Origin of the sequence: Pseudomonas sp. REB1044 (assembly GCF_038813925.1) — a bacterium.
Classification (GTDB): Bacteria; Pseudomonadota; Gammaproteobacteria; order Pseudomonadales; family Pseudomonadaceae; genus Aquipseudomonas; species Aquipseudomonas boreofloridensis.
The window spans coordinates 1366280-1387805 of sequence record NZ_CP046139.1 but is presented as its reverse complement, the minus strand read 5'-3'; the positions used below and the strand labels follow the sequence as shown (position 1 = coordinate 1387805).

The following is a 21526-nucleotide window of genomic DNA, read 5'->3' as shown; positions in this document are numbered from 1 at the left end:
GATGACTATCAGGAGTTCCAGCCATGAAGCCCGTGACATCCCCCTACCCCGCTAGCCGCCTGCTGTTGACGGCCAGTTTCTGCGCCAGCCTGTTCTGCAGCGCTGCCCAGGCCACCCCGCTGACCCGCGATAACGGCGCGCCGGTGGGTGACAACCAGAACTCACAGACCGCCGGTGCCAATGGCCCGGTACTGCTGCAGGACGTACAGCTGCTGCAAAAGCTGCAACGCTTCGACCGCGAGCGCATTCCAGAACGCGTGGTGCATGCCCGCGGTACTGGCGCCCACGGCGAGTTCACGGCCAGCGCCGACATCAGCGACCTGACCTCGGCGAAAGTCTTCCGCCAAGGTGAGCACACCCCGGTATTCGTGCGCTTCTCAAGTGTTGTGCATGGCAACCACTCGCCGGAAACGCTGCGCGATCCACGCGGTTTCGCCACCAAGTTCTATACCGCTGACGGCAACTGGGACTTGGTCGGCAACAACTTCCCGACCTTCTTCATTCGCGATGCGATCAAGTTTCCCGACATGGTCCACGCCTTCAAGCCCGATCCTCGCACCAACCTGGACGACGACTCGCGTCGCTTCGACTTCTTCTCCCACGTACCAGAGGCCACGCGTACGCTGACCCTGCTGTACTCCAATGAGGGCACGCCGGCCAGCTACCGTGAGATGGATGGCAACAGCGTGCACGCCTATAAACTGGTCAACGCCAAGGGCGACGTGCATTACGTGAAGTTCCACTGGAAGAGCCTGCAAGGCCAGAAGAACCTCGACCCACGGCAGGTGGCCGAAATCCAGGCCCGCGACTACAGCCACATGACTCACGATCTGGTGACGGCGATCGGCAAGGGCAACTACCCCAAGTGGGACTTGTACATCCAGGTGCTCAAGCCCGAGGACCTGGCCAAGTTCGACTTCGACCCGCTGGACGCCACCAAGATCTGGCCTGACGTGCCCGAGCGCAAGGTGGGCCAGATGGTGCTCAACCGCAATGTCGAAAACTTCTTCCAGGAAACCGAACAGGTGGCCATGGCGCCGTCGAACCTGGTGCCTGGCATCGAGCCTTCCGAAGACCGTCTGCTGCAGGGGCGCCTGTTCGCCTATGCCGATACCCAGATGTACCGCATCGGTGCCAACGGCCTGAGCCTGCCGGTCAACCGCCCGCGTAGCGACGTCAATACCGTCAACCAAGACGGTGCGATGAATGCCGGCCACACCCAGAGCGGCGTCAACTACCAACCCAGCCGTCTGCAACCCCGGGACGAACAAGCCAGCGCCCGCGCCGTGCAGACGCCCCTGAGCGGTAGCACCCAGCAGGCGAAGATCCAGCGCGAGCAGAACTTCAAGCAGACCGGTGAATTGTTCCGTTCCTACAGCAAGAAAGACCGTGAGGACCTGATCCAGAGCCTCGGCGAGGCCTTGGCGATCACCGATGAGCAAAGCCGCTACATCATGCTCTCTTACTTCTACAAAGCCGACAGCGACTATGGCACGGGCCTGGCCAAAGTGGCCAAAGCCGACGTGCAGCGCGTGCGCGACCTGGCAGCGCAGTTGAAGGACTGATCTCAGGCGCCAGCCCTGGCAATTAGCCGGGCTGGCCTCCATCGCTTGCAGGAGCCCCATCATGCTCAAATGGACCACTGCACTGTGCCTGTCCCTGTGCGCGCTGTGCGCTCAGGCCGGCGACCCGCCGCCGGTACAGGATCAACTGCGCGACTATTTCCTGGACGCTGCCCGGCGCGGCGACCAGGCCATGCTCGAAGCGTTCGTCAAGGCGCACTATGACCTCGATGTGCAGGACAGCACCGGCTACACCGCGCTGATTCTTGCCGCCTACCATGGCCACCTGGCGGCGGTCGAGCAACTGATCGACGCCGGCGCCAACCCGTGCAAGCAGGATACGCGCGGCAACACGGCATTGATGGGCGCGATCTTCAAGGGCGAAGTCCGCATCGCTCGGCGCCTGATCGAAGCGCCGTGCAGCACGGACCAACGCAACGGCGCCGGCCAGACCGCGGCCATGTATGCCGCCTTGTTCAACCGCCACGATCTGCTGCAGGCACTGGCCGAGCACGGCGCTGACCTTCAAATCCAGGACGCACTGGGCAACAGCGTGAACAGCCTGAGCAGAGGTGAGCTCAATGGCGGCCAGCGCCGCTGATCTGTTGCACCAAGCGAGCGTCCTTCCTCCACGGGCAGGCTTTGGCAATGTGCTACTCTGCGCCGCGCGCGCCGGTGTGAAATCGGCTGTCAGCTCGAAGGAAGCGGGGCCTCAAGGCCCAGGTCAGATCAGGACTCCCCACTCATGCCGTTCTACAAGAGCATCAGCTCGCTACGCGCCCTGGCCGTAGTGTTCGTCGTTCTTTATCACTTCAAGATTCCCGGTTTCGACGCTGGCTTCATCGGGGTCGACCTGTTCTTCGTGATTTCCGGCTTCCTCATGACCCGCTTGATCATCGGCGGATTGCAGGCCGAACGCTTTTCCCTGGTCGCCTTCTATGCGGCCAGAGCCCGAAGGATCATTCCCGCGCTGGCACTGCTGTGTCTGACGCTGACCCTTCTCGGGTACTTCTTCCTCGCCACCGACGACTATCGAGAACTGCTGCGCACCATCAAGGAAAGTCTGCTGTTCTCTTCAAACCATTATTTCGCCCGGGACGGCAGCTACTTCGATGCGCCCTTGCATGAAAACTGGTTGCTGCATACCTGGTCATTATCGGTGGAATGGCAGTTCTACCTGCTCTACCCGCTGATTCTGATGGCGCTGGCCAGATGCTGCGCGATGCACACACTGAAGTGGCTGGTCGCGGTGCTGGGCGTCTGTTCGTTGGCCCTGTCATCTATTTACAGCTTCAGCCATCCCGTGGCCTCATTCTTCTTTCTCCCAACGCGGGCCTGGGAAATGATCGCCGGCGGCCTGGTGTTCCTGTTTCCACTGAGCCTTTCGCCCCGCGGCAAAAGCGTCTGCGAAAATGCAGGGCTCCTCGTCATTGCCGGGTCGATGATTGGGCTATCGGCAGACATGGCGTGGCCGGGTTACATGGCGCTATTGCCCGTGATCGGCGCAGCATTGGTTATCCAGGCCAACGCCAACAGCGCCTTCGCCGTTACGCCCCCTCTGCAGTATCTCGGCAAGATTTCCTATTCCGTTTACCTGTGGCACTGGCCGCTGGTGGTAGTGCTCTACACCTGCGGCCTGCTCGACAGCACGACGGCCGTCGGTTGTGCGATCCTGCTGACGCTCGCGCTCGGCGCTCTGTCCTATCACGCCGTCGAGGCCAGGACCCGCACGCTTACCCGTCCTGCACTGGGGCTGCTGAGGTACGCAGGCATCGGCGTGCTGGTCACCGCGATCGCGGTGATCACAGGCTCGGTCATCAAACACCAGCCTGCTCTGCGCTGGGTGCAAGACGAAGAGCAACCGCACTATAAAAGCGTGCTCTACACCCAGCATTGCAACAGCAACGCCTTCGGCGCCGATGAGTGCGTGCTGGGCGAAGGAACGATCAACGCCATCATCCTCGGCGACAGTCACGCCCAGTCCACCGCTGCCGCATTGATGCTGGAAAACCCAGGTGCTGCGCTCGGCTGGGCGCGTGCAGGCTGTCCGACCCTGCTCGACTTCCAGATGGGCAACAAAGAGGTCGAAGACCCATGCAAACGCTTCAATGCCGACAAGTTCTCTCAACTTGAACAGGCTTACCCAGGCGTGCCGCTCTTTCTGTTCAGTCGCGCCGGGCTGTACTCGGACCAACGCCGCCCCAGCGGCTACAGCCTGTACTTCGCTGGGAACACACATCAGAAAGCGCCGGCGTACGAACGATCGTTCATCCAGGCCTACACCGATACCGTCTGCAGCCTGGCCAAACAGCGCCCGGTGTATGTGCTCAAACCGGTTCCAGAAATGCCGTTCAACGTGTTCAAGGGCCTGAACCTGCACAAGCGTATTTTTGGCGACAGCACGGATATCTCGGCGCCCTTGGAGGACTACTTCGAGCGTAATCGGCTGGCACTCAAGGCTATCGAGACAGCCACGGCGCACTGCAATGTCATCGCCCTCGACCCCGTGCCTTACCTGTGCCCTGACGGCGAATGCCTCGGCTCGAAGGACGGCTTGCCCCTTTATTTCGATGACAATCACTTGGTGGATGCTGGCAATCAGCAAATGCGCCAAGTGTTCAGCGGGCTGTTGAACAGGCCGTAGTGCCGCGACGCTATCTTGACCGGCTATCTCGGCACGGGAGCGCCCACAGACTTCGGCTTGTTCAGCGTGACCGGCTTCGACAGCACGGCACTGTTCGTCTGGATCAGCAAGACCTTCGATCTGAGCTACGAAGCGTTCGAAGCGCCCTTGGATGTCGTCCACCATTTCCTCGGTAAATGGGTGGCCTGGGTCGTGGTAGCGCTGCACATCGCCGCTGCGGCCTTCCACCATTGGGGACGCCGCGATGACGTCCTCAAACGCATGCTGCCCCAGTTCAGACCCTAAAAGCGCCCGACGCGCCCAGGAATAGCGATGAACCGATCACAACGCATGCTGCCGGTGGCCATCGCCGTGTTGCTCGCCAATCACCCTGTGCAGGCGCTTGAGTTGTACGCCGACGATGATCGTCACGTGAACGCTGACATCACGGCCGTGTGGGGCACGTTCAACAGCCGCAAGAACTACGACGGCACGTCGGGCGGTTCCACATGGCGTGAGGGGTTCATCAAGTACGGCCTGAGCGCCGACCAACGTCTGAGCGCAACGAGCGCGCTGTATGGCAGCCTGAACTGGGTAAGCTCCGGCACCTGGGGTGATGGCGATGCTGCCGGGAACACGAACGGCTCCGAACGCACCACCAAGATCGAGGACGCTTTTCTGGGCTGGCGCTCGGGCGACCTGTTCCCTGCGCTGGGCAAGGACGGCATCGACTTCTCCGCAGGCCGCCAGACCCTGCGCGTGGGCAGCGGCTTTCTGATCAACGACGATGGTCCGAACCTGGGCAAAGGCCCAGCCGAGGGGCATTGAACCGTGGTGGCGCTTACTACCTGGCGGCACGTCACGCGTTTGATCGCACCGCTCGGCTCAGAATCGGCGGTGATGACGGCCTGCATGGCAGCCTGCTGTGGCTGAAGTCCGACAATCGCGCCCAGGCCAATACCGAATTGGCCGCCGGCACCTTGGACTACACCCACGCACTGGGCACCCTGGGGCTCACCTGGATTCACGGCATCGACGTGGACGACCGCTGGGCCAGCGTTTCACAGAGTGCTCGCAAGGACATGGACGTGTACAGCCTTCGGGGTGAAGGCAATGCGGGCATCGACAACGCCCACTTCGCGTTTGAATACGCTCACCAGAACACACGCGGCGGTGCTGAGCAGGCGTGGTATCTGCAGGCTGGCTACGGCTTCGACCAGTTGCCTTGGACGCCGCAGATCACCTATCGCTACAGCCGCTATTCAGCCGGCTGGGATTCGCTGTTCAGCGGGCTGGCCAGCGGCTATGGCACTTGGCTGCAAGGCGAAGTCGCCGGAAACTATGCCGGCCCCTTCAACAGCAATGCTGGCGTGCATCATCTGGGGCTCAAGGCAACGCCCAGGAGTAACCTGACGGTTGGCGCGCTGTACTTCGAGTTCGATACGTTGCGCACCCGCGACCGACTAAACCTCGCAGCCAGGGAACTGGACCTGTATGTCGAGTGGGCGATCAACGATCACTTGATCGTCACCCCGCTGGTGGGTCTGTATCAGCCGCGCAAGGATGAGCACGATGGCGGCAATCAGGTGGGCGGCAGCGGTACCAACCTCTATAGCCAGTTGGTGGTGGCCATGCCGTTTTGAAGCGCTCCGAGGGAAATTCGGATAGCCAGACACGAAAAAGCCCGCCAATGGGCGGGCTCCTCGTATGAATCTCACCGGGTGCGAGATGGGCATCAGCACGGGTGCGCGTTGCCGCTGTCTCTCACTAACCGCTGTGAAAATGGTGGGTCGTGTAGGATTCGAACCTACGACCAATTGGTTAAAAGCCAACTGCTCTACCAACTGAGCTAACGACCCGTTGGATGGCGCGTATATTACTGATTTCTCACATGAAATCAACACCCCATCGTATTTTTTTCAAAAATAACGTGTCGGATCCGCGACCCCTGCGGCCTTGAATCCCTCGGCGCGCAAGCGGCAACTGTCGCACTTGCCGCACGCGCGGCCGTCGTCGTCAGCCTGATAGCAAGACACGGTAAGGCTGTAATCCACACCACGCGCCACGCCCGCTTGGACGATCTGGGCCTTACTCAAATTTTGCAGCGGTGCCTGGATCCGGAATCCCTGCCCTTCAACGCCAGCCTTGGTGGCCAGATTGGCCATGCGCTCGAACGCTTCGACGAATTCGGGGCGACAGTCCGGGTAACCCGAATAGTCCACCGCATTGACGCCAATGAAGATGTCCCGCGCTTGCAACACTTCGGCCCAGCCCAACGCCAGCGAGAGGAAGACGGTATTGCGCGCCGGCACATAGGTGACCGGAATCCCTTCTGTGGGTGCCTCGGGCACATCGATACTGCTGTCGGTGAGCGCCGAGCCGCCGATGCCATCGAGATTCAAGCCAATCACCTTGTGCTCGACCACCCCTTGGTCGCGGGCGACGCGCGCCGCTGCGTTGAGCTCGGCCCGGTGGCGCTGGCCGTAATCGAAGCTCATGGTGTAACAGCTATAGCCGTCAGCCTTGGCCATCGCGACCACGGTGGCCGAGTCCAGCCCGCCCGACAGCAGGATCACTGCGCGTTTATCAGTCATGTCGTTTACTCTGTTGATCAGCGTCCAGGTTCGTCATTCCACAGCAACTTGTGCAATTGCAGTTGGAAACGAACCGGCAGGTTGTCTGCGATGATCCAGTCGGCCAGATCGGTCGCGCTCACTTGGTGATGGCTTGGAGAAAAGAGCACCTCACTGACGCGTTGGTCGAGGTTGTACTGGATCAACTTGGATACGGCCCAGTCATAGTCCTCGCGCGAGCAGATCACGAACTTGACCTGATCGTTGGCCGTGAGGTGATCGATGTTCGCATAGAGATTGCGATGAGCCTCCTGCGAGCCTGGAGTCTTGAGGTCGACCACGCGGCTGACACGGGTATCCACCTGCGAGATATCCAGCGCTCCGCTGGTTTCCAGCGAAACTTCGAAACCGGTATCGCACAGGCGCTTGAGCAGAGGCAGGGCATTGGGCTGAGCCAAAGGTTCGCCGCCGGTCACGCAGACATAGCGCGGACGATAGCCGGCAACCTGCTCCAGGATATCGTCCAGAGTGCGTACGGTGCCGCCACTGAATGCGTAGGCGCTGTCGCAGTACTGACACCGCAATGGGCAGCCGGTGAGACGCACGAATACGGTGGGCAACCCAGCCGTGCGTGTTTCACCCTGCAAAGAGTAAAAGACTTCGGTGATGCGTAATGTGTCTTGCATGATCGCCACGGGCGTGACAGCTATACAGGCTGACCGCCTCCGTCAGGCACTGTCACGGACTCGACATGGCGTTATCCGCGACAGCGTGTTTACGAAAAAAGGGCACAGAGTCTAACGAAAAAACCCGCGACGGGCGCGGGTTTCTTTCGAACGGTAACGCTCAGAGCTTCTGCAGATCGCGCTGTGCCAGTTGTGCGGCTGAGGTGCCAGGATACTGGTTGATAACCTGCTGCAGGATACCCTTGACCTTGTCCGTATGGCCCAGGCGTCGCTCGACGTCAGCCAGTTTGTACAGGGAATCAGGAACCTTGCTGTGCTTGGGGTAAAGCTGACTGACCTTGGCGAAAGCCTGGCTGGCACCTTGTAAGTCGCCTTTGGCCAGATTCACCTCACCCAGCCAATACTGTGCGTTTCCGGCGTACTGGCTGTTGGGGTACTTGCGCAGGAAGGCCGCGAAAGCCTGGCTGGCCTTGTCGAAGTCTTTCTGCTTGATCAGATCGAAAGCGGCGTCATAGAACAGCTTTTCTTTCGCCGGATCGGCTGGCTCGGCATTGGCTGCCGGTTGCTGCGCGGCGCTTGCACCGGCAGCAGCACCTGCGGCGCCGGAGGCACCACCGGTGGAGGAATTATCGGGTGTTGCGGCGGGTGCAGCGGCTGCACCGCTGTTGATGCGCTTGTCCAGATCCTGGTAACGCTCCAGGTTTTCCTGCTTCATGCGCGACACATCGTTCTGCAGCTCTTCGATGATGCCTTGCTGGCGGGAGATCTGGTCCTGCATCTGTTGCAGCTGCAGGAACAGCTGGCCCTGCGCGGACGCAGGAGCCGAAGCCCCTGCGCCGGCATAGGCGCCGCTCGTGCCATAACCCGAGGGCGGATAGCTGCCCCCGTTGTCATCTACTACAGGAACCGCAGCCAGTGCCGAGAGCGGCAGGCTGAGGGCGAGGACGGTTACTACACGGCGGCCCATACGCATGAGAACTTACTTACGCAGTTCTACGCGACGGTTCTGAGCCCAGGACTGCTCGTCGTGGCCGGTGGCAACCGGACGCTCTTCACCGTAGGAAACCAGTTCCAGCTGAGCAGGGGAAACGCCCTGCAGAACCAGGTAGCGCTGAACGGCCTTGGCACGACGCTCACCCAGAGCCATGTTGTACTCGCGGGTACCACGCTCGTCGGTGTTGCCTTCCAGGACAACGCGATTGCCGTTGGCTTTCAGGTCCTTGGCGTGAACGTCCAGAGCGCGCATGGCTTCTGGCTTCAGGTCCGAGCTGTCGTATTCGAAGTAGAAGGTGGTGATAGCGCGCAGAGCGGCTTCTTCGCTCAGGGAACCGTCGACAGCGCCGGTGTTTGCACCGTAGCCAGCGTTAGGATCAACTGCTGCGCCTTCGCCAGCATTGTCACCGCCCTTCGAGGAGCAACCTACGGCCACAGCCATGGCCAGAGCCAGCGCAGCGAATTTACCAAACTTCAGCATTTCCATCGTGAAACTCCTAATGAAACCCCAGTGTGTTAAGCAATATTGTTACGCCGCAATCAGTTCAGGTAGGGGGACCAGGACGGTTCTCTGACTTCGCCTTGAGCGGTAGGAAGTGGGAGCCTCACACGGCCGTTAAGCGACACGAGCATCAAGACTCCCCGGCCCTGCTGGCGGGTGGCGTAGATTAGCATGGTGCCGTTGGGCGCAACAGTGGGAGACTCATCAAGACTGGTTTCGGAGAGAATCTTTACACTTCCGCGCTGCAAGTCCTGTGCCGCCACCTTGAAGTTGGTGAAACCGTCCTGACGATGGATCATCACCAGCGTTTTTTCATCTGCCGAGAGTTTCGGGTTGGCGTTGTAGTTACCGACGAAGGTGACACGCTCGGCGCCACCACCACTGACCGACGTTTTGTAGATCTGCGGCTTGCCGCCACGGTCGGAGGTGAAGTAGAGGGTGTTGCCATCTTTGCCCCAGAACGGCTCGGTATTGATACCCGGGCCAGCAGTGACGCGGCTGATCTGACGCGAACCCATGTTCATCACGTAGATGTCGGGGTTACCGTCCTTGGACAGTACGAACGCCAGGCGATTGCCATCCGGCGACCAGGCCGGCGCGCCGTTGAGGCCTTCGAAGTTGGTGATCTGCTCACGACGACCGGTGTCGATGTTCTGCACGAAGATGCGCGGACGTCGCTGCTCGAACGAGACATAGGCGATGCGCTTGCCATCGGGTGCGAAACGTGGCGACAGGATCGGTTCGCGAGACTGCAGCAAGGTCACCGCACGCGCACCGTCATAGTCGGACCGCTGCAGGGTGTAGCGGGTGTTGTTGGTCGAGAAGCGCTCGGCGGTCACGTAGAGCATGCGCGTGGAGAACGCGCCCTTGATACCGGTGAGTTTCTCGAACGACTGGTCGGCGATGTAGTGCGCCATGTCACGCAACTGATCGACGCTGCCGCCGACGCTGCCGGTCAGCACCTGCTGCTCGGTCGCGACGTTGAACAGCGCGTAGCTCACCTGCAGGCGACCGCCTGAAGGCACCACGTTGCCGACCATCACATACTGCGCGCCCAGCGCCTTCCAGTCACGGAAGATGACTTCGCTGGCCTGGGTCGGCTGGCTGATCATGTTCTGCCGTGGAATAGGCGCGTAGTAACCCGAGTTACGCAGGTCGTTGCCAATGATGTCGGCCATGTCCTCGGGTAGCACGCTGCCGCCCTGCAGGCCGAATGGCACCACTGCGATAGGCGTTGCCCGGTCGCTACCGCTGGTGACCAGGATGTTCTTTTCCTCTGCCACCGCCATGCCTGCCACGCAGCAGAGCACGACCAGCAGTCCTCTCAGACGTTTAATCACAACGCAAGATCCTCAGGTGTAAATGTCATCTTGAACGAACGATACGGATTGAATTCGTTCGGCTTCAAGCCCTGCATTTCGGTCAATCGGCCGATGTTCTTCACAGCCGCTACCGCCGAACTGTCGAACGGCCCGTCGCCACTGGACTTGGCCACACTCACGTTGGTGATGGTGCCGTCCGGGAGCATGTTGATCTGCAGCACTACCGTCATGCCTTTGCGAGCCGAGGGCGGCCTTGCCCAACCTTCGGCAGCGCGCATACGGATCAGGTCATCGAAATCACCCGCCACTTGGTCGCCCTGCTCGTCGGCCAGCGCCTGCTGTCGCTCGGTGGTGTCGGACAACAATTCGGCCAGCGCCTGCGCCTTCTTGTCCTCAGCAGCCTTGCGAGCCGCTTCCTGAGCCTTTTTCTTCTGCGCATCCGCAGCGGCCTTTTTCTTGGCCTCCTCGGCTGCTTTCTTTTTCGCGTCCTCGGCTGCCGCCGCTTTCTTCTTGGCGTCCTCGGCCGCTTTTTTCTTGGCGTCTTCAGCGGCTTTCTTCTTCGCCTCTTCGGCAGCCGCTTTCTTGGCCTCTTCTTCAGCCTGCTTCTTGGCTTCGTCCTCGGCCTTCTTCTTGGCGATGTCAGCCTGCTGTTTCTTGGCCTCTTCTGCCTTCTTCTGCTCGGCGGCTTTTTTCGCGTCGGCGGCCTTGGCAGCCTCTTCGGCTTTCTTGGCCTCAGCGGCCTCACGAGCTTCTTCGGCCTTTTGAGCAGCGTCGGCTTTCTTTTGTTCCGCCGCCTTCACCGCTTCCTGCTCGACCTTCTTCTGCTCCATCTGCTCGACTTCAGTCTGGCGCGAGGCGGTTTTCTTAGCCTCCCCGGCAATCTTCTGATTGGTCTGGGTGGTTGCCTGACTCTTGGACTTGAGCTGATAGAGCGTAGCCTGGACGATCGGTTTGGACGGCGGCAGCTCAGGCGTCATGGCAAAGCTGACGAACAGCAGGGCGAAGACCAGGACATGCAGGCCGATGGCCCAGACGCTGGGCCAGAAGTAGCTTTCCGAGGCGGATGGCTCTCGCTGTTGCATCAGGGCGCCTCGGTAATCAGGCCAACGTTACCGACACCGGCCTTCTGCAAACCGCCCATGGCGCCCATCACTGCGCCGTAGTCGACGGCCTTGTCACCGCGGATGAACACCTGGGTCTGCTTGCCCTGGTCACGACCAGCAGCGATGATCTTGGTCACCGCGCCGGTCATCTCTGGCAGGGTCATGGCCTTGGCCATCTGCTTGTCGGTATCGACTTCGCTGCCCAGGTTCCAGTAGTAGGTCTTGTCGGCCTTGATCGAGATGGTGAGGATCTGGACGTTGTTGTCCTGCGGCAAGGCTTCGCTGGAAACCTTGGGCAGGTCGACCTTCACGCCCTGGTTGAGCATGGGTGCAGTCACCATGAAGATGACCAGCAGCACCAGCATCACGTCGATGTAGGGCACCACGTTCATCTCGGCGACCGGCTTGCGTTTGTGGCGAACTCGGGCCATGGATGTCTACCTGATTACTCTTCGCTGGTGTGCACTTTGCGGTGCAGAATCGCCTGGAACTCGTCGGCGAACGTGTAATAGCGACCGATCAAGGTCTCGCTGCGCGCGGCGAAGCGGTTGTAGGCGATGACCGCCGGAATCGCGGCGAACAGGCCGATCGCAGTGGCGACCAGAGCCTCGGCGATACCCGGAGCCACAGTGGCCAGGGTCGCCTGCTGGGCGCTGGCCAGTCCGCGGAAGGAGTTCATGATGCCCCAGACGGTACCGAACAGACCGATGTACGGACTGGTGGAACCGACAGTCGCCAGGAACGGCAGGCTCTGCTCGAGCTTTTCTTCCTCACGCGAGATGGCCACGCGCATGGCGCGTCCTACGCCTTCCATGACCGCATCAGGGTCGACCCCCGGCTGCTGACGCAGGCGCGAGAACTCCTTGAAACCGGCACGGAAAACCTGCTCCACACCGGAATCCGGATCTGGATTGCTGCCTGCCTGTCGATACAGTTTGGACAGGTCGATACCCGACCAGAAGCGCTCCTCGAAAGCGTCCAGCGCACGACGACCGGCGCGCAGCATGGTGCTGCGCTGGAAGATCATGATCCAAGAGGTCACCGAGGCTGCCACAAGAGTCAGCATCACCAGCTGAACCACCACACTGGCATTGGCGACCAGGCTCCACATGGAGGTATGGTCGACGACGTTTGCTTCCACGCTTATTCTCCTGCGTTCGATTGAGTACCCGAGCCGTGCGCGATGAACGCGTCGCGCAGTTCGACGGGAATGGCCCGGGGTTTGAAAGTGTCGGCGCGCACGGCGGCCACCAGGAACTGCCCTTCGCAGAGCAGCGTTTCATCCTTTTCCCGCCACACCTGCTGCACGAAGCGCAGGCTGGCGCGATTGAGTTCAAGCACTTGCGCAGTCACTCGAAGCGCATCGTCCAGTCGCGCAGGCGCATGATAGCGGGCCTCACTGGAGTGGACGACGAACAACAGGCCCTGCTCTGCCAGCTCAAACTGGGAAAACCCCAGATGGCGCAGGCACTCTGTGCGAGCACGCTCCATGAATTTCAGATAGTTGACGTAGTACACCACCCCACCCGCATCGGTATCTTCGTAATAAACCCGACAGCGATGTGCGAACGGCTCTGGCCGATTTTGCGCGCGCATACTCTAGTGCTTACTCCTCAGCTTGCCAATCCGCTCCGGCAACTGTTTTTTTGCCTGGAAATGGGATGATGTTCGCTCTGCCTCAAGGTGCTGGCGCTATGACCACGAAATGCCCGATTTGATCGATTACAGATCGTCAGGATCGGAAAATTCTCCTCCCTCGGCAAAGCGTCCAGGAATGTTCAGACCAAAATGCAGGTAGGCATGGCGGGTGACCACACGACCGCGTGGCGTGCGCATGATATAGCCCTGCTGAATCAGATAAGGCTCCAGCACATCCTCGATGGTATGGCGCTCCTCGCTGATGGCCGCAGCCAGGTTGTCGACGCCCACCGGACCGCCGTCGAACTTCTCGATCATGGTCAGCAGCAGGCGTCGGTCGGAGTGATCGAAACCGCGCTCGTCCACGTCAAGCAGGTTGAGCGCCATGTCAGCGATGTCTTTGCTGATCTGGCCTTTGCCGCGAACCTCGGCATAGTCACGTACACGGCGCAGTAGCCTATTGGCGATACGTGGCGTACCACGGGCACGACGGGCGATCTCGAAGGCGCCCTTGTCTTCGATGACCAGACCGAGAATGTGCGCGGAGCGGCTGACGATGGTTGCCAGGTCTTGATTGCTGTAGAACTCGAGGCGCTGGACGATACCGAAGCGATCGCGCAGTGGATTGGTGAGCATGCCAGCGCGCGTGGTGGCGCCGACAAGCGTGAAGGGCGGCAAGTCCAGCTTGATCGAGCGCGCCGCCGGCCCTTCACCGATCATGATGTCGAGCTGGAAATCCTCCATGGCGGGATAGAGCACTTCCTCGACCACCGGAGACAGGCGGTGGATTTCGTCGATGAACAACACATCGTGCGGTTCCAGGTTGGTCAGCATCGCCGCCAGGTCGCCAGGGCGCTCAAGAATGGGGCCAGATGTGCTCTTGACCGAAACGCCCATTTCATGGGCGATGATATTGGCCAGCGTGGTCTTGCCCAAACCTGGCGGACCGAAGATAAGGGTATGGTCGAGCGATTCGTGGCGACCGCGCGCGGCCTGGATGAACAACCCCATCTGCTCGCGCACGACTGGCTGGCCGATATAGTCGTCCAGGCTCAAAGGACGGATGGCGCGGTCCTGAACCTCTTCGCGATCCCGCCCGCTGGCGGCGATGAGACGGTCGGCTTCGATCACTTGACGATCATCCCCTTGAGGCTGTGACGGATGAGCTCTTCACTGCTCATGCTCGTCTTGTCCTTGATCGCCGACACCGCCTTGCTCGCTTCCTGCGGCTTGTATCCCAGCGAGATGAGAGCACTGACCGCATCGGCTTCGGCACTGGAGGTACTGGCCACCGGCAGCGGACCATCGGACACCAAGGTGAACATGGCAGGCGACGATTCCCAGGCCTTGAAGCGGTCCTTGAGCTCCACCAGCAGGCGCTCGGCGGTCTTCTTGCCAACACCGGGCACACGCACCAGGGCAGAGGCGTCCTGAGCCTGCACGCAGCGCACCAGCTCATCCACCTCCAGGCCCGACATCAGTGCCAGCGCCAATTTCGGACCGACACCATTGAGCCGGATCAGCTCGCGGAACAGCTCGCGCTCGCGTTTTTCGAAGAAGCCATAGAGCAGGTGAGCGTCCTCGCGAACCACCAGATGGGTATGCAAGGTCACCGTTTCACCGACCTTGGGCAGGCGGTACAGCGTCGTCATCGGCACCTCCAGCTCGTAGCCCAGGCCATTGACATCGATAATCAGGTGCGGCGGCTGTTTCTCCGCCAGGGTGCCACGCAAACGTCCAATCACGTTCCGATCCTTTCTCTAGACTGCCCGGCCAGTGACCGGTCAACCCTATCAGCAAATACGGCGGGTGAACGCGCCACCCGGACAAAATGTGTATCAGCGCATGAAGTGGTTACAGGCGCAAGCGGCCTGCGCGTCGACGCGCAGTCGTCAGGCCGTGCGGCACCAGACTGGAGCGTGTATGGGCGTGGCACAGGGCGATCGCCAGCGCATCGGAGGCATCGATCTGAGGTTTCTGAGTCAGCTTGAGCAGGTGCATCACCATCAGCATCACCTGCTCCTTGTTGGCCCCGCCGCTTCCGGCCACCGACTGCTTGACCTGACTGGCGGTGTATTCGGCGATCTCAAGTCCCGCCTCGGCGGCAGCGACGATGGCGGCACCACGGGCCTGGCCCAGTTTGAGCGCCGAGTCGGCGTTGCGCGCCATAAACACCCGCTCGATGCCCATGGTGACGGGACCGTGCAAGCGGATGACCTCGCTGACACCGCGAAAGACGATCTGCAGCCGCTCATGCAGCTCACCGCCGCCAGTGCGGATACATCCCGAAGCCACGTACTCGCAGCCACGCGGCGTATGGCGTACAACGCCGTACCCGGTGATGCGCGAACCGGGGTCGATACCTAAAATCAGCGTCATAAGGCCTGCAGTTGTCAACACGTTGCGTCGGCTGCTTCGCTGCGGCGACTTGCCCACGAAGCAGCCCTGAAGGCCAAGAAAACCTTAGCCGAGTTTGTCCATGATCTCGTCGCTGATCTGCGCGTTGGAATAGACGTTCTGGACATCGTCCAAGTCCTCGAGCATATCGATCAACTTGAGCACCTTCTGTGCAGCGTCTTCATCGAGCTCCGCACTGGTGGTCGGCTGCATGACGATTTCCGCGTCCGCAGCCTTGAAGCCGGCCTCCTCCAAGGCGCTACGCACGGCGTAGAAAGCGCCGAAGGAGGTGAAGACATCGAAGGAGCCGTCGTCATTGCCGACCACATCATCGGCATCGGCCTCCATGGCCGCTTCCATCAAAGCGTCTTCCTCGATGCCCCGCGCGAAGCTGATCTGGCCTTTGCGCTCGAACAGGTAGGCCACAGAACCATCGGTGCCCAGGTTACCGCCGCACTTGGCGAACGCGTGGCGCACGGCGGCAGCGGTGCGGTTGCGGTTGTCGGTCATGGCCTCGACCATGATCGCCACGCCACCCGGACCATAGCCCTCGTAGCTGAGCTCTTCGACGTTGTCGCTTTCGTTGGTGCCGGCGCCGCGCGCCACTGCGCGATCAATGATGTCGCGACTCATGTTGGCACCCAGGGCCTTGTCCAGCGCCAGGCGCAAACGCGGGTTGGAGGACGGATCGCCGCCGCCCTGCTTGGCCGCGACGGTCAGTTCGCGGATCCACTTGGTGAAGATCTTGCCTCTCTTGGCATCCTGGCGTTCTTTGCGGTGCTTGATGTTCGCCCACTTGGAATGACCGGCCATAACGACTCCAAATTCGTGAAACAGAAACAGGTTCCGCCCCGAAGGGCGGAACGCGAAAATCCTGCGCGGCAGCGCGAGGCGCCCCGCTCACGGGGCGCACAGATCGATCACTCGACCTTGGTCTGCTCACGCAGGCGGATGTGCAACTCACGCAGCGCCTTGGCATCGACCTGGCCTGGAGCCTGGGTCATGACATCGGCGGCGCTCTGGGTTTTCGGGAAGGCGATCACTTCTCGGATCGACTGAGCGCCGGTCATCAGCATGACCAGGCGATCCAGACCGAAGGCCAGACCACCATGGGGCGGCGCACCGAACTTCAGGGCATCGAGCAGGAAGCCGAACTTCTCTTCCTGCTCCGCGGCCTCGATGCCCAACAAGCGGAACACGGCCTGCTGCATTTCCTTGCGGTGGATACGGATCGAACCACCGCCCAGCTCAGTGCCATTGAGCACCATGTCGTAAGCGCGCGACAGGGCACCGGCCGGATTGGCTTCGAGCTCTTCAGGGGTGCACTTGGGCGCGGTGAACGGGTGGTGAAGTGCGCTGAAACTACCGTCATCGTTCTCTTCGAACATCGGGAAGTCGACGACCCACATTGGCGCCCACTCGCAGGTCAGCAGATCGAAATCGTGACCCAGACGGATGCGCAGCGCGCCCAAGGCTTCACTGACGACCTTGAACTTGTCGGCACCGAAGAACACGATATCGCCATCGACCGCGCCGACGCGATCGAGGATCACCTCGAGGTTGGCCTCAGGAATGTTCTTGACGATGGGCGACTGCAGGCCTTCGACACCCTTGGCACGTTCGTTGACCTTGATGTACGCCAGGCCCTTGGCACCATAGATGCCGACGAACTTGGTGTACTCGTCGATCTTGCTGCGCGGCATGGCAGCGCCGCCCGGTACGCGCAGGGCGGTGACGCGGCATTTGGGATCGTTGGCAGGACCAGCGAAGACCTTGAAGTCGACATCCTTCAACTGGTCGGCGACATCCACCAGTTCCAGCGGGTTACGCAGGTCAGGCTTGTCGGAGCCGTAACGGCGCATGGCTTCTTCGAAGGTCATGTGCGGGAAGTCGCCGAACTCCAGATCCAGCACTTCCTTGAACAGCTTGCGGATCATGCCCTCGGTCAGGCCCATGATCTCGGACTCGTCGAGGAAGCTGGTCTCGATGTCAATCTGGGTAAACTCTGGCTGGCGGTCAGCGCGCAGGTCTTCGTCGCGGAAGCACTTGGCAATCTGGTAGTAACGGTCGAAACCCGCCACCATCAGCAACTGCTTGAACAGCTGAGGCGACTGCGGCAGTGCGAAGAAGCTGCCGGGGTGGGTGCGGCTGGGCACCAGATAGTCGCGGGCGCCTTCTGGCGTGGCGCGAGTCAGGATCGGCGTTTCGACGTCCAGGAAGCCGTTTTCGTCGAGGAAGCGGCGGATGCTGCTGGTGATGCGTGAACGCAGACGCAGCTTGTCGGCCATTTCCGGACGACGCAGGTCGATGAAGCGGTAGCGCAGGCGGGTTTCCTCGCCGACATCGGAATACTCGTTCAGCGGGAACGGCGGCGTTTCGGCTTCGTTGAGCACGTTCAACTGATAGCCCAGCACTTCGATGGCGCCGGAGGCCATGTTCGCATTCACTGCGCCGTCAGGACGCTTGCGCACCTTGCCGGTGATCTGCACCACGTACTCGCTGCGCACGCGGTCGGCGGCGGCGAAGGTGTCGGCGCGATCCGGATCGAACACGACCTGGGCCATGCCTTCGCGGTCACGGATATCGAGGAAGATCACCCCGCCGTGGTCGCGACGACGGTGGACCCAGCCGCAAAGGGTGACTTCCTGGCCGTCCAGGCTCTCGTTCAGTTGGCCGCAATAATGGCTGCGCATCATGATCGTGGTTTCGCTTCTCGTGATTCGTGTAGTCGGTGGCGGTCTTGCATGCCCTAAAGGCTAATAGTGCAAGACCCTGTCGCTGCAATTCAACTCAGTCGGCCTTGTCGCCGGCCAGGTTCTTTTTCGCGCCGGTCTTGAAGTCGGTTTCATACCAGCCACTGCCGCTCAGGCGGAAGCCGGGAACCGAGAGCAATTTCTTCAAGGCGGGTGCCTGGCAGGCGGGACATTCGGTCAACGGCGCTGCGCTGGTCTTCTGCAACGCCTCCAGGCGATGGTCGCAAGACGCGCATTGATAGTCATAAAGGGGCATGAAGGTCTCTCGTCAACCACAACGCAGGCTGCCATGGCAGCAAAAAGCGCGATTATATATGGTTGTGCCGTACAGCGCAGCCCGCCCAGCGATCAGTGCGTCCGTGGCGGATCCAGCAGCCATGCGACGCAGATCACCCGGATCAACCCACTGAAGTTGCGCACACCGCCTTGACGCAGATGCACTTCGCGGTCGACATAGGACAGCACAGCGCTGACCGAGCAACCGTTGGCCTGAGCGATACCCTCGAGAATTCGCCAGTAGACGGCCTCCAGACGCAGGCAGGTGGCGAACCCATTGAGCCTGACCGAACGCGAAACCGGCACGACCAGCATCATGTCGAAGTCTGCCCTGAAAGGGTCCTTGCAATCCTTGCTCGGCCAACCACCATTTCTGCTCCCCTGCCCCATAGATGCGCCCCTCGACGCTGATCGATCGCCCCTGGAGCAACAGCGCCAGGATGGCGCAATGAAGCGCCGTTGAGGCGTTACAGAGCAGCAGCAAGCGTTTCCCACCAACGAAAAGGCCCGGAGTTCACACGCGACCCCGGGCCTTTTGGCGCACAATCACACAGGCAGTACAGCGTTACTGGCCGTCCAGCAGCACCCGCAGCATCCAGGCAGTTTTCTCATGGACCTGCATGCGCTGGGTGAGCAGATCGGCGGTGGGCTCATCGCTGACCTTGTCCACCACCGGGAAGATGCTACGCGCAGTGCGCACCACAGTTTCCTGCCCCTGCACCAACTGACGGATCATTTCGTCGGCGGGCGGCACCCCGGCCTCCTCTTCGATCGAAGAATGACGTGCATAGAACGCGTAGGAACCCGGTGCTGGAAAGCCCAGCGCACGAATGCGCTCGGCAATCGAGTCGACGGCCAGAGCCAATTCGTTGTACTGCTCCTCGAACATCAGGTGCAGCGTACGAAATGAAGGCCCAGTGACGTTCCAATGGAAGTTGTGGGTCTTCAGATACAGCACATAGGTGTCCGACAACAGGCGCGACAGCCCTTCGACAATGGACTTACGGTCTTCTTCACTGATACCGATATCAATAGCCATGAATCTCCCCTTTCCATAAGGCTTGACGATCAAGCAGACCAAACGACTGTACCAAGATGCGTGGGACGCTTCCCATGAAACGATTCAATCGACCCGTTTACGGTAGCCGGTTTGAGAAGCCCCTGGCTTTACTGTTAAATAGGCACCGTGCCACCCGTGCGGACCGTTATTGCCGGGTGCATAGGCTGACTGTCACGTGATCGCGCCCTCAGTTTTCGCGCACCGTGCCATCAGCTCTTCCTGTGATCGGCCTTATCCACCATGTGAGCCCACCTAATGTTCAAGATCGTCCATCTGGTGACGGGCGTCGCAGCTTTGCTGCTCTCGCTCATACCCAGCCTCAGAACCGACGCTGCACCTCTACTGCAACAACCCGAAGCCCTTTACCTGGCCCTGCTTGGGCTAATCAACCTGGTATTGGCGCCCGTGGTACCGCTTTACTACCGCACCCTGCGTCAACGGCTACAGAATTTGACCAGCGCTTTGCTAGTGGCCGCGGTCATCCTTCAGACCATTACCTTGCTTGCCCGCCCCGAACTCGGCAGCCTGTGGGCGTTACTGTGCGCAGCCCTGGCGGTGCTTCTGCACCTGTTCGCCGGTTTCGCCCGCAGCCCACGCCTCGCACGCAGCAGCCCTGCCGACGCGGCGCAGACCAGCAAGCGCGACACCGGAACCGTGAAGTGGTTCAACACCTCGAAAGGCTTCGGATTCATCTCGCGTGATAGCGGCGATGACATCTTCGTGCACTTTCGCGCCATCCGTGGCGAAGGCCACCGCGTCCTGGTCGAAGGCCAGCGCGTGGAGTTCTCGGTGATGCATCGCGACAAAGGCCTGCAGGCCGAAGACGTGGTCGCGGTGTCACGCCGCTGACCCCAGCCGCCTCCGCCGCCCTCAGTAATGAGGTGGTGGAGGCTCATCCTCTCCGGCTTCGTACTGGCCAACCATTTCCTCATAGCGCTTGAGCAGTTCAGCCATCTGCAATTGCAGGCGCTCGATCACTCGACTCTGTTCCGCCAATTCATCGTTGAGCGCCTGAATAGTGTCGTCCTGAAAGGCTTGGCGCGTTTCCAGCTCTATGACGCGTGGCTCCAGCGACATTTTCAAATCTCCACGAAACCATCGAGCGCCAGCGCCTTGATGCGTTGACGCAGGGCGTCCACCTGACCTGGCGTATAATCGCGTGCAGGCACCTTCCCCCACACCGGCGCGGGCCATGCTGGATCCGTGCGGTGGCGGACGACGACGTGCATGTGCAACTGGCTCACCACATTGCCCAGCGTGGCGACGTTCATCTTGTCGGCCGCAAACTCGACCTTCAGCGCCTCGGCCAGCGCCGTCACCTCGACCCACAATTGCTGGCGATCAACTTCGTTCAGCTCGAATAGCTCGCATACATCGGGGCGCCGGGGCACGAGAATGAACCAGGGATAATTGGCATCCCGACTGACCAACAGACGGCACAACGGCAAATCCCCCAGCACCAGTGAATCTTGTTGTAGACGCGCATCCAGAACAAACACCACAAACCTCCCCACTCGTGACGATCCGGCTTGGGCGCCGGAAAAGCGCAAGCATACCTTGGCGACGGCGCCCCAGGCAGGCCATACGCCCCACAGGATGAAGCCGCCGGAACCCAATGCACCGCAAGCGGTAACACTGCGCTACTTTTCGCACCAAAATGAGGCGAGGAAAACACCCATTCAACAGTCACACAGCACAAACTACTCAGCATGAACAGTCGACGGTAACACCTTGACCTGAAAGCCAGCATTCGAACGCGGCCAGCACTCACCGCACGGCATACCATCAGACACTCGACACCCCATGTTTTCGGGCGATCTGAGATGCCCACCCGCCATTTGTGAAAATTTCATCAAACGGAACAGTTTTTGTGCATGCTTGTTGCATTCAGAAAAAGCCAGGTCGACAGGTCATCCGCGCAGGCAGCACAGGCGCGGTAAATGACAACAGCGGCAGGATTTGCCACGAGACTTGCTTCCCTGCCATTACGGCTGCGTTACGAGGAACAAGCAGCGCCGAGTTTGTATAACCCTGATCA

General features: G+C 60.7%; 24 protein-coding genes, 1 tRNA gene and 1 pseudogene. 6 read left to right on the top strand and 20 right to left on the bottom strand.

What is annotated here, in order from left to right; genetic code table 11:
• Window positions 1–23: 23 nt before the first annotated feature.
• The 5 genes and pseudogenes from katB (at window position 24) to GKC70_RS06455 (ending at window position 5828) form a co-directional block, all read left to right on the top strand.
• Window positions 24–1565, top strand: coding sequence for a catalase KatB (gene katB, locus GKC70_RS06475; protein ID WP_342650797.1), 1542 nt, complete (start codon window positions 24–26; stop codon window positions 1563–1565).
• Window positions 1566–1626: 61 nt separating this feature from the next.
• Window positions 1627–2163 (top strand): ankyrin repeat domain-containing protein, encoded by a 537-nt coding sequence (locus GKC70_RS06470; RefSeq protein WP_342650796.1) that lies wholly within the window; start codon window positions 1627–1629, stop codon window positions 2161–2163.
• A gap of 144 nt (window positions 2164–2307) precedes the next feature.
• Complete coding sequence (locus GKC70_RS06465) at window positions 2308–4206, top strand: acyltransferase family protein (protein ID WP_342650795.1); 1899 nt, start codon at window positions 2308–2310, stop codon at window positions 4204–4206.
• A 15-nt stretch (window positions 4207–4221) separates the two neighbouring features.
• A complete protein-coding gene (locus tag GKC70_RS06460) occupies window positions 4222–4491 on the top strand; it encodes a cytochrome b/b6 domain-containing protein (RefSeq protein WP_342650794.1) in 270 nt (89 codons plus the stop codon).
• A gap of 45 nt (window positions 4492–4536) precedes the next feature.
• Window positions 4537–5828, top strand: a pseudogene (locus GKC70_RS06455) (hypothetical protein).
• Window positions 5829–5968: 140 nt separating this feature from the next.
• Here GKC70_RS06455 and GKC70_RS06450 read toward each other — a convergent pair.
• From GKC70_RS06450 to GKC70_RS06365, 18 genes are all read right to left on the bottom strand, one after another.
• Window positions 5969–6044 (bottom strand) — tRNA-Lys (locus tag GKC70_RS06450).
• A gap of 60 nt (window positions 6045–6104) precedes the next feature.
• Complete coding sequence (gene queC, locus GKC70_RS06445; protein ID WP_029611888.1) at window positions 6105–6779, bottom strand: 7-cyano-7-deazaguanine synthase QueC; 675 nt, start codon at window positions 6777–6779, stop codon at window positions 6105–6107.
• A gap of 17 nt (window positions 6780–6796) precedes the next feature.
• Window positions 6797–7444, bottom strand: coding sequence for a 7-carboxy-7-deazaguanine synthase QueE (queE, locus tag GKC70_RS06440; RefSeq protein WP_342650793.1), 648 nt, complete (start codon window positions 7442–7444; stop codon window positions 6797–6799).
• Between the two features lie 160 nt (window positions 7445–7604).
• Window positions 7605–8417 (bottom strand): tol-pal system protein YbgF, encoded by an 813-nt coding sequence (gene ybgF / locus GKC70_RS06435; RefSeq protein ID WP_039579477.1) that lies wholly within the window; start codon window positions 8415–8417, stop codon window positions 7605–7607.
• 6 nt (window positions 8418–8423) lie between these two features.
• Window positions 8424–8924, bottom strand: coding sequence for a peptidoglycan-associated lipoprotein Pal (gene pal / locus GKC70_RS06430; RefSeq protein WP_029611891.1), 501 nt, complete (start codon window positions 8922–8924; stop codon window positions 8424–8426).
• A 53-nt stretch (window positions 8925–8977) separates the two neighbouring features.
• Entirely contained in the window at window positions 8978–10228 is a 1251-nt protein-coding gene (tolB, locus tag GKC70_RS06425; RefSeq protein ID WP_240327016.1) for a Tol-Pal system beta propeller repeat protein TolB, read from the bottom strand.
• 47 nt (window positions 10229–10275) lie between these two features.
• Complete coding sequence (gene tolA / locus GKC70_RS06420; protein ID WP_037027296.1) at window positions 10276–11343, bottom strand: cell envelope integrity protein TolA; 1068 nt, start codon at window positions 11341–11343, stop codon at window positions 10276–10278.
• Window positions 11343–11795 carry a protein TolR gene (gene tolR, locus GKC70_RS06415; protein WP_029611894.1) on the bottom strand — a complete coding sequence of 151 codons (453 nt, stop codon included), beginning with the start codon at window positions 11793–11795 and terminating at the stop codon, window positions 11343–11345. The genes tolA and tolR overlap by 1 nt, the downstream gene beginning before the upstream one ends.
• Before the next feature lie 14 nt (window positions 11796–11809).
• On the bottom strand, window positions 11810–12505 hold the full coding sequence (tolQ, locus tag GKC70_RS06410) for a protein TolQ (RefSeq protein WP_039579479.1): 696 nt from the start codon (window positions 12503–12505) through the stop codon (window positions 11810–11812).
• Between the two features lie 2 nt (window positions 12506–12507).
• Window positions 12508–12960, bottom strand: coding sequence for a tol-pal system-associated acyl-CoA thioesterase (gene ybgC / locus GKC70_RS06405; protein ID WP_029611895.1), 453 nt, complete (start codon window positions 12958–12960; stop codon window positions 12508–12510).
• Window positions 12961–13086: 126 nt separating this feature from the next.
• The gene (gene ruvB / locus GKC70_RS06400; protein WP_029611896.1) at window positions 13087–14133 is read right to left on the bottom strand and encodes a Holliday junction branch migration DNA helicase RuvB; all 1047 of its coding nucleotides are present in this window, start codon (window positions 14131–14133) and stop codon (window positions 13087–13089) included.
• Window positions 14130–14747, bottom strand: coding sequence for a Holliday junction branch migration protein RuvA (ruvA, locus tag GKC70_RS06395; RefSeq protein ID WP_342650792.1), 618 nt, complete (start codon window positions 14745–14747; stop codon window positions 14130–14132). Before ruvA ends, ruvB begins: the two co-directional genes overlap by 4 nt.
• Before the next feature lie 109 nt (window positions 14748–14856).
• Entirely contained in the window at window positions 14857–15381 is a 525-nt protein-coding gene (ruvC, locus tag GKC70_RS06390) for a crossover junction endodeoxyribonuclease RuvC (RefSeq protein ID WP_029611898.1), read from the bottom strand.
• A gap of 84 nt (window positions 15382–15465) precedes the next feature.
• Window positions 15466–16212 carry a YebC/PmpR family DNA-binding transcriptional regulator gene (locus GKC70_RS06385; protein ID WP_342650791.1) on the bottom strand — a complete coding sequence of 249 codons (747 nt, stop codon included), beginning with the start codon at window positions 16210–16212 and terminating at the stop codon, window positions 15466–15468.
• Window positions 16213–16319: 107 nt separating this feature from the next.
• The gene (gene aspS / locus GKC70_RS06380) at window positions 16320–18095 is read right to left on the bottom strand and encodes an aspartate--tRNA ligase (RefSeq protein ID WP_039579485.1); all 1776 of its coding nucleotides are present in this window, start codon (window positions 18093–18095) and stop codon (window positions 16320–16322) included.
• 94 nt (window positions 18096–18189) lie between these two features.
• Complete coding sequence (locus tag GKC70_RS06375; RefSeq protein ID WP_342650790.1) at window positions 18190–18408, bottom strand: zinc ribbon domain-containing protein; 219 nt, start codon at window positions 18406–18408, stop codon at window positions 18190–18192.
• 92 nt (window positions 18409–18500) lie between these two features.
• Window positions 18501–18818 (bottom strand): ribbon-helix-helix domain-containing protein, encoded by a 318-nt coding sequence (locus tag GKC70_RS06370; protein WP_342650789.1) that lies wholly within the window; start codon window positions 18816–18818, stop codon window positions 18501–18503.
• Window positions 18819–18993: 175 nt separating this feature from the next.
• On the bottom strand, window positions 18994–19467 hold the full coding sequence (locus tag GKC70_RS06365; RefSeq protein ID WP_342650788.1) for a Dps family protein: 474 nt from the start codon (window positions 19465–19467) through the stop codon (window positions 18994–18996).
• Window positions 19468–19743: 276 nt separating this feature from the next.
• On the opposite strand from GKC70_RS06365, the gene GKC70_RS06360 reads away from it, so the two are divergent.
• Entirely contained in the window at window positions 19744–20337 is a 594-nt protein-coding gene (locus tag GKC70_RS06360) for a cold-shock protein (RefSeq protein WP_342650787.1), read from the top strand.
• 21 nt (window positions 20338–20358) lie between these two features.
• On the opposite strand, the gene GKC70_RS06355 is transcribed toward GKC70_RS06360, so the two are convergent.
• A complete protein-coding gene (locus GKC70_RS06355; RefSeq protein WP_342650786.1) occupies window positions 20359–20565 on the bottom strand; it encodes a SlyX family protein in 207 nt (68 codons plus the stop codon).
• A 2-nt stretch (window positions 20566–20567) separates the two neighbouring features.
• Window positions 20568–20987 (bottom strand): HIT domain-containing protein, encoded by a 420-nt coding sequence (locus tag GKC70_RS06350; RefSeq protein WP_342650785.1) that lies wholly within the window; start codon window positions 20985–20987, stop codon window positions 20568–20570.
• Between the last annotated feature and the right edge of the window lie 539 nt (window positions 20988–21526).